The sequence below is a fragment of the Castellaniella sp. genome (assembly GCF_049673105.1).
GTDB lineage: Bacteria > Pseudomonadota > Gammaproteobacteria > Burkholderiales > Burkholderiaceae_B > Castellaniella.
Genome location: NZ_JBATXG010000022.1, coordinates 1 through 13,994, shown reverse-complemented (window position 1 = coordinate 13,994; position 13,994 = coordinate 1). Strand labels below are relative to the sequence as shown.

Genomic DNA, 13,994 nt, shown 5'->3' with positions numbered 1-13,994 from the left:
CCTCAATTCCACGCGCCTCCCAGCCCCTATACTTCACCAAGTAGCCTAAGGAGCTAATCAGCACAGCGCTAAAACTCCACCGCCACAAGCCGTAAGCACACTAAGCCACCGTAATATCAAAGGAATTCATCGTGAAAGCCGTCATCCTGGCCGGGGGGCTGGGCACCCGCATTTCCGAGGAAACGCACCTCAAGCCCAAGCCCATGATCGAGATCGGCGGCAAACCCATCCTTTGGCATATCCTGAAGATGTACTCGCATCATGGCATTCACGACTTTGTGATCTGCTGCGGCTACAAGGGCTATGTGATCAAGGAATACTTCGCCAACTATTTCCTGCACATGTCGGACGTGACCTTCGACATGAGCACCAACCGGATGGAAGTCCACCATCAGCATGCTGAACCTTGGCGGGTGACGCTGGTGGACACGGGCGAGGACACGCTCACGGGGGGTCGTTTGAAGCGGGTGCGCGACTACGTCAAAGATGACGAAGCCTTTTGCTTTACCTACGGGGATGGCGTCAGCGATGTGGATATTGGCGCGTCGATCCGCTTTCACCAGCAGCATGGCCGCCTGGCGACGGTGACGGCAGTGCAGCCACCGGGGCGTTATGGTGCGCTCAAGCGCGATGGCGATCAGGTGGCGGGTTTTACGGAAAAACCCCGTGGGGACGGCGGGTTGATCAATGGCGGATTTTTCGTGCTGTCACCCAAATGCCTGGATCGCGTCCAGGGAGATCAGATCAGTTGGGAAGGCGAGCCACTGACGTCGCTGGCGCGTGACGGCCAGCTGATGGCGTTTGAACACAATGGCTTTTGGCAGCCTATGGATACTTTGCGGGAAAAGAACCTGCTGGAAGATCTTTGGGAGTCGGGCAAGGCGCCATGGAAGACCTGGGCATAGCGCACGCCATGGCGGCCAGCACGCCTGACCCTGCCTTCTGGCGGGGGCGGCGCGTGGTGCTGACGGGCCATACGGGGTTCAAAGGCAGTTGGCTGGCCTTATGGCTGCACCGCTTGGGCGCGCAGGTGACAGGCATGGCCCTGCCGCCGTCTGGCGAACCGAACCTGTACACGCTGGCGCGGGTGGGCGAGATGTGCGATTCCCATTTCGTCGATATTCGCGACGCGCAGGCTGTGGCAGATCGGATACGCCGAGCGGAGCCTGAAATCGTCTTTCACCTGGCCGCACAGGCCTTGGTGCGGGCCGGCTACGCGGACCCGCTGTCGACCTACTCGACCAACGTCATGGGGACCGCGCATGTCCTCGATGCCTTGCGTGGCCTAGGAAGTGTGCGGGCTGCTGTGATGGTGACGACCGACAAGGTCTATCGCAATCTGGAACGCGCCTACCCGTATCGCGAGGACGATGCGCTGGGCGGGCATGACCCCTACAGCGCCAGCAAGGCGGCCAGCGAACTGGTGATTGCCAGCTACCGCGATGCTTTTCTGGCGGAGCAGGGCGTGGCGGTGGCCGCGGCGCGCGCGGGCAATGTGATTGGCGGGGGCGATTGGGCGGCGGACCGCCTGATCCCTGATGCCGTGCGGGCTTGGCAGGCTGAGCAGGCCTTGCCGATTCGCCGTCCGCAGGCGATCCGGCCCTGGCAGCATGTGCTGGAACCCATCAGCGCCTATCTGCGCCTGGCCGAATGCCTGTGCGCCACCCCCGCAGTGGCGGGCGCCTATAACTTCGGCCCGCATACGCACGAGGCCGCCACCGTGCGGCAGGTGGTTGAATGGGCGCGTCAGGCCTATGGCAGTGGCGATATCCAGTGGGGCGACGGCACCGAGGGGCCGCACGAGGCTGCTTGGCTGGCGCTGGAAATCGCCCAGGCACGCACCGTCTTGGGTGTGCAGCCGCGTTGGGGCTTGCAGGACGCCATCATGCGGACGATGGCCTGGTACCGCCAGCAGCAGGACGGCACGGATGCCCGCGCCTTGTGCGAGGCGGATATCGTGGCCTTTGAATCGACGGGCATCGCGTCATGAGCCGCTTGACGATCAGAGAGACCGGCATCGAAGGCTTGCGTATTGTCCAGCGCCAACGCCTGGGCGACGAACGAGGATTCTTGTCGCGACTGTTCTGCGCCGAGGAACTGGCGTCCGCCGGCTGGCACAAACCTGTCGCCCAGATCAATCACACCTGGACGCAGGCGCGCGGCACGGTGCGCGGCATGCATTTTCAGCATCCGCCGCATGCCGAGATGAAGCTGGTGAGCTGCCTGCGCGGCGCGGTATGGGATGTGGGCCTGGATTTGCGCGCCGGGTCGCCTACTTTTTTGCAATGGCGCGCCGCCGAACTCTCTGCCGATAATGGCCAGGCGCTCTTGATCCCGGAAGGCTTTGCGCATGGCTTTCAGGCGCTGACGGACGATTGCGAGTTGCTGTACCTGCACACAACCCCCTATACGGCTCAGGCTGAGGATGGCCTGTTGGCCGCCGACCCGATGCTGGCGATCAACTGGCCCTTGCCCATTGCCTTGCAGTCCGGGCGCGATCTGCAGCATCCCAGGTTGACCCCGGACTTTGTTGGACTGGATTTGAATTCATGAATTGCCGTCACTGCGGCGCCGCGTTGCGCCATACGTTTCTGGATCTGGGCTTTGCGCCGCCTTCCAACGCCTATCTCAAAGCCGATGAGCTCAATCGGCCCGAAACCTGGTTTCCGCTGAAAATCCGTGTCTGCGAGCAGTGCTGGCTGGTGCAGACCGAAGACTACGCCCAGGCCGACGCCTTGTTCAGCCCGGACTATGCCTATTTTTCCAGTACGTCCAGCGGGTGGCTTGCGCATGCGCAGCGCTACGCGCAAATGATGATGCAGCGTCTGGGCCTGAACGATAAAAACTTTGTGATCGAAGTGGCCGCTAACGATGGCTACCTGCTGAAGAATTTCGTGGCTGCCGGCATTCCCTGCCTGGGCATCGAGCCCACGGCCAGCACGGCCGCCGCCGCCGAGGCGATCGGCGTGCCGGTGCTGCGCGAGTTCTTCGGCGAGGCGCTGGCCCGTCGGCTGGCCGATGAAGGTCGCCAGGCTGACCTGATTGCCGGCAACAACGTCTATGCGCATGTGCCTGACATCAACGATTTCACGCGCGGCCTGGCCGCCGTCCTGAAACCCGGGGGCACGATCACGCTGGAATTCCCGCACCTGTTGCGCCTGATTCAGAACAATCAGTTCGACACGGTCTATCACGAACATTTTTCGTACCTGTCGATTCATGCCGTGCAGCGTATTTTCAATGCAGCGGGCTTGCGCATCTACGACATAGAAGAACTCCCCACGCACGGCGGCAGTGTGCGAGTGTATGGCTGCCATGCCGCCGCCGCCTTCGAGCAACAACCCGCAGTCGAGCGCGTATTGCAGTCGGAAGTAGAAGGTGGTTTGCTGGATCTGGCTACCTATCAGGCCTTTCAGGCACGCGCCGACCGGGTCAAGAACGAACTGCTGGCTTTCTTGCTGGAGCAAAAGCGACTGGGCAAGACCGTGGCGGCCTACGGCGCGGCGGCCAAGGGCAATACCTTGCTGAACTATGCGGGTGTGAAACCCGACCTGCTGCCGTTCGTGTGCGATGCGGCGCCGGCCAAGCAGGGCAAGTACCTGCCGGGCAGCCACATCCCGATCCTGGCGCCGCAGGCGTTGGCTGAACAGCGGCCCGACTATGTGCTGATCCTGCCGTGGAATATTGCGCCGGAGGTCCGGGAGCAGAACAAGGCGCTGGCTGTCCAGGGGACGAAATTCGTGACGGCGGTGCCGCAGTTGGAGGTCCTGTGAAATCCCGTATCCACTACACCAAGCCATCGATCACCGAGCTGGAGGTGCGCTACGCCACGGATGCCGCCGCCAATGGTTGGGGGGATCGCTGCTATGAATACATTGGGCGCTTCGAACAGGCGTTCAAGGCGCATCTGGGCGCCGAGCATGCCATCGCCACGTCGAGCTGCACAGGCGCCTTGCACCTGGGCATGGCGGCGCTGGGGATCGGGCCGGGCGACGAGGTCATTCTGGCCGACACCAACTGGATTGCCACCGTTTCGCCGATCGTGCATTTGGGCGCGACCCCGGTCTTCGTGGATATTTTGCCCGATACCTGGTGCCTGGATCCCGCCAGAGTCGAGGCAGCCATCACGCCGCGCACGAAGGCCATCGTAGCGGTGCATCTTTATGGCAATCTGTGCGACATGGATGCGCTGTTGGCCATCGGCGCGCGTCACGGCATTCCCGTCATCGAGGATGCCGCCGAGGCGATCGGCTCGGTCTATCGCGGCAAGCGGGCGGGGACGATGGGGGCTTTTGCTTCGTTCTCGTTTCATGGTTCCAAGACCATGACGACCGGCGAAGGGGGCATGTTCGTCACCCAGGATGCTGTGTTGTACGAACGGGTCCTGACCTTGAGCAATCATGGTCGCGCCCGGGGGCAGACGAAGCAGTTCTGGCCGGATGCGGTGGGGTACAAATACAAATTGTCCAACATCCAGGCGGCGATCGGTTGCGCGCAGATGGAGCGCATTGATGCGCTGATCGAACGCAAGCGGGATATCCTGGCGGCCTACCGGGATGCCTTGTCCGACATGGATGGGGTATCCATGAATCCCGAGCACCCTGGCACGATCAATGGCGCCTGGATGCCGACGGTGGTGTTCGACGCACGCACCGGGGTGACGCGAGAAAAGCTACAGGCGGCCCTGACCGCCGAGAACGTGGATGCGCGCGTGTTTTTCTGGCCCTTGTCGGGCATGACCATGTTCACGCCGGTGCGCGACAACGTCAATGCCTGGTCGATTCCGGGGCGGGCGATCAATTTGCCTAGCTATCATGAGATGGATGCGAGCGAGCAGGCGCGCGTCTGCCGCGTGATCCGCGCCTGCGTGGGCGAGGGAGCATAGATGCGCGAGTCCCTGGGCCGAACGGTGGTCGTCTCTCAGCCTATGTATTTTCCTTGGGTGGGGCAATTGGAGCAGGTCCGCTTGGCCGATGCTTTTGTGTTCTACGACGACGTGCAATTTGCACGGGGATTTTTCAATCGGGTTCAGATCAAAACTGCGGGCGGCATCCGTTGGATGACGGTGCCGTTGCGAGACCAGCACCGGGGACAATTGATCAGCGAGACACAGATCGACGAGCGCGTGGATTGGCGCCGCAGTCATCTGGACGCCTTTCGGCAGGCCTATGCGAGAGCGCCTTTTCTGGATGATGCCATCACGGTGATGGCTGACGTCTTTGCCAAGCCGGTGGCGAATTTGGCCGAGCTGTCGATGGCCAGCACATTGGCGTTGGTGCAATATTTCGAGCTTGAGTCAGCGTGCGAGTTTCTGCGATCCTCGGAGGGCTCGATCGAGGGGCATGGTACGCAGCGCCTGATTGATCTGTGCGCGGCAGAGCAGGCTAAACAGTATTTGACTGGCCACGGTGCGCGTCATTACCTGGATCATGAGCAATTCGAGGCGAGGGGCATGGGCGTGTCCTATATCGAATACGGATGCGCGCCGTATCCGCAACAGCATGGTGCCTTTACCCCCTATGTAACCGCTTTGGACCTGGTGGCCCACTGCGGGCGACAAGGGCGGGAATTGATTGGCGGGCGGGCAGTGTCATGGCGCGAGTTTGTCGGACAGCAGGCACCGGCACAGGACAGGAAATAACGAGGTGAAAATGGCGCGAGATCTCAATGCCGAGGCATCGGAATACAAACCGAATGCCGCAACGGAAATCGAAAACGACCTGATGCTGCACTGGTATCCCAAGCGGATCATCGAACGCATGGGCTGCGTGGATCGACTGTTGGAATTAGGGCTGGGGCATGGTTTTACCGCAAAAATATTCAACGAGGCCTGCGCTGAGCACGTCATCGTCGATGGCGCCTCCAGCGTCATCGAACAGTTTCGTCGCGCACAACCCGGGTTTTCTGGTCAGATCGTGGAGGGCTACTTTGAGGACTATGAGCCGCAGGCGCCCTTTGACGTCATTGTCATGGGCTTCATCCTGGAGCATGTGGATGACCCGGATTTGATTCTGCGCCGTTATCGGCAGTACCTGAAGCCGGGTGGGCGCATGTATGTGGCGGTGCCCAACGCCAAGTCGCTCAATCGCAGGCTGGGGCTGGAGTTGGGGCTGATCGACGATATCTACAGCCTCAATGCCAATGACTTGGCGCTGGGACATCAGCGGCAGTATTGCCGGGACACATTGCGGGCTGCTTTGCAGCAAGCCGGTTATGCAGTCACACATGAGGAAGGCATCTATCTCAAGCCCTTACCTCTGGCGGTCTTGAAAACGCTGCCGGACATGCAGGCCAATCTGCAGGCGATGCTGCAGGTCGGAATTGAGTTTCCCGATTTGTGCGTGGGCTTGCTGATGGAAGTGGAGCTTGTGTGAAGACGGTCGCGGTGATCGGAGCGGGGTCGATGTTGGGCACGGAGCTGGTTGAACAGTTACGTGCCGTGGGTGTGGTGGTGTTGTGCATCGGTCGCAGCGCTGACTGTGATATCACGCTGGATCTGGACAAGACACTGGGCGCGCTGCCGGCTACTGCACCCGCTGTCGATGCCATATTCCATTGTGCGGCTGCTTTTGCGGATGATTCGGGTGAAGGCCGTGTGGCTAACGGCAGGGTCAATGCGCTGGGCTGCTTCGATGTGCTGAGATTGATGGCACATTTGCAGTGCTCAATTTGCATCTATGCCGGCAGCCTTTCCTCGACGGTGGGTGTGGAAGCGCAGGGCCGATCAAGCTACGGGCTGTCAAAGGCACTGGGGGAGCAGGTGTTGGCCTGGGGGCTGATGGAGCGTCAGGCTGGCGGAGTGTTTTGCAGTCTCAGGTTTCCCCAACTCTACGATGTGGAGGGACGTTGCTGCCGGCATCAGCCCTGGTTCGGACGGATTGTGGCCTATGCGTCACGTGGCATGGACCTCAATATGCCGGCACCGGGTGGCGTGCGTAATTTTTTGCATGTGCGCGATGCTGCCCGGCTGCTGATTCAGGCCTGGCAGGAAGGCGTGAGCGGCGTATGGGATATTGTTCACCCAGAGTCACTGGATTATTGGCAGATTGCGCAGTGTGCTTATGGCGTGTTTGGCTCAGGTGGGCACATCGAGATCGCACAGGCCAAGCAGCCATTTCGCGCTTTAAACCTGCCTTCGGGAGAAGCCTTGTTTGATCGCCTGGGCATGTGGCCGGAAATCAGCATGGAGCAGGGTTTGAAAATGATTCGAGATACGGGCTGCGCCGGCGCCTTTGGTCCCTTGGATGTGATATGAGCAGGGCAAACGCTTCTGCGGTTCATGTGCTGGTGACAGGGGTGGGAGCCATCATCGGACAGGGCATTGTCCGCAGTCTGAGAGCCAGCGGCTATCCCGTCAAAATCATCGGCCTGGACCGCAGCACCCGGCCTCCGGGGCCTGACTGGTGTGATGTGTTCGTCCAAAAGCCGATCTGCGACGAGCGCTCCGATGGATATCGGGACTTCTGGCAGAATTTGATCAGGAAGGAAAGCATTGATCTCGTCTTGCCGGGGCTTGAGGTCGATATGCTGTTTCTGGATGGACAGCGGGAAATGTTTGAAAAAGAGCATGGTGCTTGCGTGCTGGCGCTCAATCACAGTGCCCTGATTGCATTGACCGGCGATAAGTGGCTGATGCACCTGTTCTTGGAAGACCATGGTCTGTCGGCCATCCCGACGATGATCGACGCAAGCTGGGATGACGCCCTGGCAACGCTGGGCGCGGCGCCGATTTTGCTCAAGCCTCGCCAGGGCAATGGCTCGCGCGGGATCGTGCGCTTGCATGATCGGGAGGATTTTGCTTACTGGACTCGCAAGACCGCAGAACCGTGGATGCTCCAGCGTATCGTGGGCAGCGAACACGAGGAATACACGGTGGGCTCGTTCGGCTTGGGTGATGGTCAGGCCGTGGCGCCGATCATCATGCGCCGGCGTCTGTCCGCAGCCGGCAATACGCAGCAGGCCGAGGTGGTCGACCATCCCCTGCTGCAGGCAAAAGTGGCTGCCTTCAATGCCTTGCTCAAACCGATAGGGCCGACGAACTACCAGTTCCGGGTGCACGATGGCGAGGCCTATCTGCTGGAGGTCAATCCGAGGTTTTCCAGCAGTAATTCCCTGCGCACCGGCTTTGGGTACAACGAGGCGCAAATGGCGTTGGAATACTTTGTGTTGAATCGCCTGCCACAGCCGCCTGAGATCCGTCATGGCATTGGCTGGCGCTATAGCGAGGATTACATCGTTTATGATCGCGATCCTGTCTGATATTCATAGCAATTTGGCCGCTTTGCGCGCGGTGCTGGATGATGCCCGCACGCGTGGGTGCACGCGCATCCTGTCTCTGGGCGATGTGGTGGGGTACCACGCGCAGCCTGGGCCATGCATTGATCTGCTGGCGCAGCACGATGCAATCAATATTCTGGGCAATCACGATCACTACCTGATCAGTGAAGAGAATTGTTCGCGCTCCAAGGTGGTGGCCAGCATCATTGATTATCAGAAACGCATCGTGACGCCGGCACAATTGACCTGGCTGCAGGGTTCCCTGCCCAGCTTGAGGGAATCCGGCTCTTTGTTCGTGCATGGCGGACCCGAGGACCCGCGGGATCAATATCTCTATGTCATTGATGACGACACGGTGCCAGAGGATGTCGATCGGCTGTTCTCCGGGCATACGCATGTGCAGGCACTGATACCGGTAGCGCAGGGGAAGTGGTATTGCAATCCGGGATCGGTCGGCCAGCCCAGGGATGGCGACAGCCGGGCGGCTTATGCTATTTTCGATGGGGATCGGATTGAATTGAGGCGTGTTGCCTACAACATTGAAGAAACGGTCGAATCCATGAAAGAAGCAGGATTTGAACCCTTTCTATATGAGAATCTCTACCACGGCGCCCAGATCGGCGGGCGCATCGACAAGATAAAATACATTAACAGGAATAAGCGGCATGAATCCAATTGAACAGTTCCAGGCAGAGGTCGAGCAAAACATCGCCCGGCTGGGGGCCGATACAAGCTTGAAGCAGGCATCCCTGGACTGGATGCTGCAAACGGGGGCCGCTGGCGCCTATACCTATAATTTCAGCTGGATGGGACGCCCAATCATCCAGTATCCGCAAGACATGGTGGCCATGCAGGAGCTGATCTGGGCGATCAAGCCGGATCTGATCATCGAGACCGGGATCGCGCATGGCGGTTCCTTGATCATGAACGCCTCGCTGCTGGCATTGCTGGATCTGTGCGAAGCTCAGGAACAGGGGCGCGTACTTGACCCGCGGAAACCAGCCCGTCAGGTACTGGGGATCGACATCGATATCCGGGCGCACAACCGCGAGGCGATCGAATCGCACCCGATGGCCGCGCGTATTCAGATGCTGCAAGGCTCAAGCGTGGATCCGGCGCTGGTGGCGCAGGTCAAGGACATTGCGTCCAAATATCAACGTGTCCTGGTCAGTCTGGACAGCAATCATACCCATGAGCATGTACTTGCTGAACTGGAGGCGTATGCGCCGCTGGTCAGCGTAGGCAGCTATTGTGTCGTGTTCGATACGGTGGTGGAAGACATGCCGCCGGAATTGTGCGAGGGGCGCCCTTGGGGGCCAGGCAACAGCCCGTTGACGGCGGCTCGCGAGTATCTGGCGGGGCATCCCGAGTTCGAAGTAGACCGGAACATTGAGCACAAACTGCTGATCACTGTCGCTAGAGAAGGATTCCTGCGTCGGGTTGGGTGATATTTACCACAGCAGTTGAAGGTTTTGTTTAGACATGTAAGTCAGACAAAGATCATTTGAGTTTTTTGGCGGCATGATCGAGCTTTCATGGCTCATATGTTCAGAGATTGGTGATGGTTAAAGAATCTATTGTTTTTCCAGAAATTCCCGTGACGGCTAGGTGTGCGATATTGATTCCTACGTTTAGATGGGGGGGAGAGGTTAAGTCGATTCTTGCGTCATTTTGTGGCGTCGCCAGGGAAGATGTTGTTGTTCTTGTCGCGGACAATAGCGAAAACCCCGAGAAGCATGAATTTCTTGCCAAGCTGAATGAAATAAATAAGTATATTATTTTTTATTCGCATAAAAAAAATATTGGGGCGACTGAGAATTTTTACTTTCTTTTCGAGTGGAGTAAATCGGTTGAGTTTACTGCCATCATGGCGGATGATGACTCCGTGTCTCCAACATATTATTTGGATGGTTACGATTTTTTAAAAAAATCGAATAATGCCTCTTGTGTTTCAGTTGGGACTTCATTTGTAGACTTTGGGGATCATCGTCTGCTGGATATAAGTCAGAACTCTATGGTCGGGGAAAGCCCGGTCGAAAGAATGAGCTTTTGGAACGGGCTTTCTGCTAGAGTCACTATGTATGATGTCAGCAGAAGAGACACCCTAGATAACGCCATCGATTATTTGAAGGCCACCCCGATCTTTGGCATGACGTTGGCAGAGGATCTATTTGAGTTAAATAGATTGTCATATGGCAATTTTGTCAAAGAGTCTGGGCGTGGGTTTTTTGTGCACTATCCGCATTATGGTGCGCACACTGGCGATAGTCTCGATCGTTTTTATAAGTTGTTGTGTAAGGATGTTGGCCTTAGCCTGCCCATGATCAGATTCATGGGCGTAAGCACGGCGGTCCAGTGCGCGCTTTTCTTGCTCGGAAAATTTTCACCTATAGAAGATCTGCAGCAACGCTATCAAAGTGCGCAACATGTGTTCAAATTTCTATTTTTTAACGGCTTTCACCAAGAACTTCAGCAGGGTGGCTTGCTGCTGAATCTAAGAAAATGGCTCGCCGACGCTCCTGCTTGCTTGAAAGGCCTGAATAAATATGCGGCGTCGAACATCGACGATCTGGTGTTTGATGCGAATTTCCTGAAGTGGTTCATTGATATCATCAAGGCCTTTGAGTCTCGCGCGAAGATTGGCGAAACATTACTTTCCAGACGTTTCAGCAACTTTTGTGCGGATGTTCTGGATGTTGATGTGCAGCATGACGACAAAAATGCCTCGGGTCGTGGCGGTGATAGGCTCTCGCAAGGCTTGGCCTGGCTGGACGAATTAAACGCAAAATTTCAGGATACCTTGCCGGACGACATAGGCCGGTGGAAAGGCGCTACGGTGTCCGCTGGCTCCGCGGGTCCTGGCGTAGTTCCACAACCCACTTGGTCGGTTGCTGACTGGTTCAAAGATCGCGCGCCATCAGCTGCCAGAATCCGGCTGCTGCAGTCCTTGGTGAATGCGCATCCGGATGTTGGCACTTTGGGTGCGGTTGTGGTTCTGCCCGACGAACCAGAGCCAGAGTCCCTATCCAGAACGCTGGCTAGTCTGTATGCCCAGAGCCAGCCTTTGCATAAAATTTGGCTGATCGGGAAGACGGCGCCAGCCACGCTGCCGGATGGCAATTTTGAGTATCTGCCCGCTGAATCACACTGGTCTCAGCCGCTTGCAGATCAAATCAGCCAAGCACAAGCGCCAGATTTCATCTGGATACTGTATCCTGGCGACCAATTGCTTCCCCATGCTGCTTTGTTATTCGGGGAATACCGCCTGCGCCATCCGGATCCATTGGTTTGGTACGCTGACGAGGCCATGCTCGAAGATGGCGTGCCGGGCAAACCCATGCTCAAGCCGGATTTCAACCTGGATCTTTTGCGCAGCTATCCCTACATGGGGCGAAATCTGATTCTCAGTACTGCCGCTGTTCAGGCAGTCGGGGGGCTGCAGGATGCTTATGGGCAATTGGCTGCTCAGGATCTTGCCTGGCGATTGGTGGAACAGGCCGGCCCCCAACTGGTGGGACATATCCCCGAAGTCGCTGTTTACACGGATCAACAGTTGTTTTCCTGGCTGGCAAATGCAGATGTCGCATCGCACGCGCGATCGGTGACGCAGGCTCACCTGGATCGGATTGGCAGTACAGCCACGATCCAAGCCACCGGACGGGTGGGCGAATCCCGCCTGGAATATCCGATTTCGGGTGAACCCCTGGTATCCATCATCATCCCGACACGCGATCAACTGCCTGTGCTGCGGGCTTGCGTGGAAAGCCTGATGGAGAAAACCGCCTATACCCGCTATGAACTTTTGATTGTGGACAATGGCAGTCAGGACAAGGCTGCGGTTCAGTTTCTGCAGCAGTTGGAGGCGATGGGTCTGGAGCAGGTGCGCATCCTTCGATGGCCGCATCCTTTCAGCTTTTCAGCCATCAACAATTTCGCCGCTAAGCAGGCGCGCGGGGACGTCCTGCTATTTTTGAACAATGACACGGAAGTGATCGATCCGGAGTGGTTGGGCTTGATGTTGGGTCATGCCTTGCGCCCCGAGGTCGGTGCAGTCGGCGCACGCTTGGATTATCTGGATGGCCGCGTCCAGCACGCCGGCCTGGTACTGGGTATGGATAACAGCGTCGGGTTTGGGTTCCGAGGGGAATCAGATCAGACTCAAGGCTATATGAATCGCCTGGTGACGACCCAGAACGTCGGGGCGGTCAGCGCTTCATGCATGATGATGCGCAGGGATGTCTACCAGGAACTGGGCGGTTTCGATGAAACAGATTTTCCTGTCTTTTACGGCGATGCCGATTTATGCCTGCGGGTGACGCAGGCCGGTTATCTGATTACCCAGGCGGCTGAAGTCCGGCTTAAACATATGGGCGGGGCTACCCGTTTGCTGACCGAGCAATTTGGCCAGGAGGCGTTGCCGGATCTGGAACAGGGTGATCGTTTGTACGCGAAATGGCTGCCCAAATTGCTTGATGATCCTGCCTATCATCCTGCTTTTGGGCGCCTGTCGCCGGGCTTCAGCTTAAGCCGTGAAGCCAGCCGGATTCATAGACCCCTGCCGGGTCGGCCTTTGCCGGTGGTGTTGGCTTCGCATGGCGATTGGCAGGGGTGTGGGCATTATCGGATCATCCACCCGTATCAGGCGCTGGAGTCCGAAGGGCGCCTAGAGGGTGGCCTGAAAGACGGGAATTTTCATTTCACTGACGTGGCCGGAGCGCAGCCAGATACGGTGGTACTGCAGGGTGCTTGGGGTAATCCAGGCATTTTGGATGAAATTCGACGTATTCGAGAGACGGTCGGAGCCAAGGTGCTGCTTGAATTTGATGACTACCTGCCTAATGTGCCCGTACGCAGCATGCATAGAAATGCTATGCCAAAGGATCTGGCAAAAATGATGCGACGGGCGATTGAGCAGGTGGATTGGCTGGTGGTGTCCACTCCCGTTCTCGCCGAAGAGTATTCCGCTTGGCACTCTGAAATCAGGGTGGCTTGCAACGGTTTGCCAAAAAATGTTTGGGGTGATCTTGCTGGTCAGCGCCGGGCTGGTAAAAAGCTGCGCCTGGGCTGGGCGGGTGGTAACAGTCATACTGGCGACTTGGCTGTCATACGCGCTTTGATCAAAGACATGGAGGACGAGGTCGACTGGGTTTTCATGGGCATGCAACCAGAAGACATCCGTTGCGAATTTCACCCAGGGGTCGAAATTTCAAAATATCCCGCCGCATTGGCCGCACTGAATCTGGATCTGGCACTGGTGCCTTTGGAAATGAACCAATTCAATCGCAGCAAGAGCAATCTGCGCTTGTTGGAACTAGGCGCCTGCGGGGTGCCGATCATTTGCACGGATATAGAACCATACCACTGCGATCTGCCCGTGACGCGGGTGCGCAATCGCTATCAGGATTGGGAAAAGGCAGTCAGGGAACACCTGGCCGAACCCGAGGCCCTGGCTCGACAGGGCGACGCGTTACAAGCAGCGATTCGCCAATCCTGGATGCTGGAAGGCGCCTTTCTGGATCAATGGCTGGCGGCTTGGCTATGACATCGCATGCCACCTCGAAAAATTTTCGGGGAATCTCCTAAAGTTCTCTGTCCTTGTTCCGTTAACGAGTCAGAACAGGAGGTCACTCGGTTTGTCATCCTGGGCAATACGGGCGGATCTCCGCCGAATCACTTAGGAGTCTTTCATGGCTGTCATCAATACCAACTATCTTGCT

12 protein-coding genes are annotated in these 13,994 nt (G+C 57.7%); all 12 read left to right on the top strand.

Translation table 11 applies throughout. The features are described from left to right. Positions 1–131 precede the first annotated feature (131 nt). Entirely contained in the window at positions 132–905 is a 774-nt protein-coding gene (gene rfbF, locus WBF69_RS08760) for a glucose-1-phosphate cytidylyltransferase (RefSeq protein ID WP_424263267.1), read from the top strand. Then, positions 887–1,990 carry a CDP-glucose 4,6-dehydratase gene (gene rfbG, locus WBF69_RS08755; protein ID WP_424263265.1) on the top strand — a complete coding sequence of 368 codons (1,104 nt, stop codon included), beginning with the start codon at positions 887–889 and terminating at the stop codon, positions 1,988–1,990. The genes rfbF and rfbG overlap by 19 nt, the downstream gene beginning before the upstream one ends. Next, entirely contained in the window at positions 1,987–2,553 is a 567-nt protein-coding gene (locus WBF69_RS08750) for a dTDP-4-dehydrorhamnose 3,5-epimerase family protein (RefSeq protein WP_424263263.1), read from the top strand. Before rfbG ends, WBF69_RS08750 begins: the two co-directional genes overlap by 4 nt. After that, positions 2,550–3,773 (top strand): class I SAM-dependent methyltransferase, encoded by a 1,224-nt coding sequence (locus tag WBF69_RS08745; protein ID WP_368641924.1) that lies wholly within the window; start codon positions 2,550–2,552, stop codon positions 3,771–3,773. Before WBF69_RS08750 ends, WBF69_RS08745 begins: the two co-directional genes overlap by 4 nt. Continuing rightward, positions 3,770–4,885: a DegT/DnrJ/EryC1/StrS family aminotransferase gene (locus tag WBF69_RS08740; protein WP_424263261.1), complete on the top strand. Its 1,116-nt coding sequence runs from the start codon at positions 3,770–3,772 to the stop codon at positions 4,883–4,885. Before WBF69_RS08745 ends, WBF69_RS08740 begins: the two co-directional genes overlap by 4 nt. Further along, positions 4,886–5,641 carry a WbqC family protein gene (locus WBF69_RS08735; protein WP_424263259.1) on the top strand — a complete coding sequence of 252 codons (756 nt, stop codon included), beginning with the start codon at positions 4,886–4,888 and terminating at the stop codon, positions 5,639–5,641. It begins immediately after the preceding gene. Positions 5,642–5,651: 10 nt separating this feature from the next. Beyond that, positions 5,652–6,374: a class I SAM-dependent methyltransferase gene (locus WBF69_RS08730; RefSeq protein ID WP_424263257.1), complete on the top strand. Its 723-nt coding sequence runs from the start codon at positions 5,652–5,654 to the stop codon at positions 6,372–6,374. After that, positions 6,371–7,255 carry an NAD-dependent epimerase/dehydratase family protein gene (locus WBF69_RS08725; protein WP_424263255.1) on the top strand — a complete coding sequence of 295 codons (885 nt, stop codon included), beginning with the start codon at positions 6,371–6,373 and terminating at the stop codon, positions 7,253–7,255. The genes WBF69_RS08730 and WBF69_RS08725 overlap by 4 nt, the downstream gene beginning before the upstream one ends. A 41-nt stretch (positions 7,256–7,296) precedes the next feature. Next, positions 7,297–8,259, top strand: coding sequence for an ATP-grasp domain-containing protein (locus WBF69_RS08720; protein ID WP_424263253.1), 963 nt, complete (start codon positions 7,297–7,299; stop codon positions 8,257–8,259). After that, positions 8,240–8,956, top strand: coding sequence for a metallophosphoesterase family protein (locus tag WBF69_RS08715; RefSeq protein WP_424263251.1), 717 nt, complete (start codon positions 8,240–8,242; stop codon positions 8,954–8,956). The genes WBF69_RS08720 and WBF69_RS08715 overlap by 20 nt, the downstream gene beginning before the upstream one ends. Next, the gene (locus WBF69_RS08710) at positions 8,943–9,725 is read left to right on the top strand and encodes a cephalosporin hydroxylase family protein (RefSeq protein ID WP_343835055.1); all 783 of its coding nucleotides are present in this window, start codon (positions 8,943–8,945) and stop codon (positions 9,723–9,725) included. Before WBF69_RS08715 ends, WBF69_RS08710 begins: the two co-directional genes overlap by 14 nt. 113 nt (positions 9,726–9,838) lie before the next feature. Next, positions 9,839–13,819 carry a glycosyltransferase gene (locus WBF69_RS08705; RefSeq protein ID WP_424263249.1) on the top strand — a complete coding sequence of 1,327 codons (3,981 nt, stop codon included), beginning with the start codon at positions 9,839–9,841 and terminating at the stop codon, positions 13,817–13,819. The last annotated feature ends 175 nt before the right edge of the window (positions 13,820–13,994 follow it).

Coding starts and splice junctions, on each gene's coding strand:
- rfbG (WP_424263265.1), top strand. CDS start 887: ATGGAAGACCTGGGCATAGCGCACGCCATGGCGGCCAGCACGCCTGAC.
- WBF69_RS08750 (WP_424263263.1), top strand. CDS start 1,987: ATGAGCCGCTTGACGATCAGAGAGACCGGCATCGAAGGCTTGCGTATT.
- WBF69_RS08745 (WP_368641924.1), top strand. CDS start 2,550: ATGAATTGCCGTCACTGCGGCGCCGCGTTGCGCCATACGTTTCTGGAT.
- WBF69_RS08735 (WP_424263259.1), top strand. CDS start 4,886: ATGCGCGAGTCCCTGGGCCGAACGGTGGTCGTCTCTCAGCCTATGTAT.
- WBF69_RS08730 (WP_424263257.1), top strand. CDS start 5,652: ATGGCGCGAGATCTCAATGCCGAGGCATCGGAATACAAACCGAATGCC.
- WBF69_RS08715 (WP_424263251.1), top strand. CDS start 8,240: ATGATCGCGATCCTGTCTGATATTCATAGCAATTTGGCCGCTTTGCGC.
- WBF69_RS08710 (WP_343835055.1), top strand. CDS start 8,943: ATGAATCCAATTGAACAGTTCCAGGCAGAGGTCGAGCAAAACATCGCC.
- WBF69_RS08705 (WP_424263249.1), top strand. CDS start 9,839: ATGGTTAAAGAATCTATTGTTTTTCCAGAAATTCCCGTGACGGCTAGG.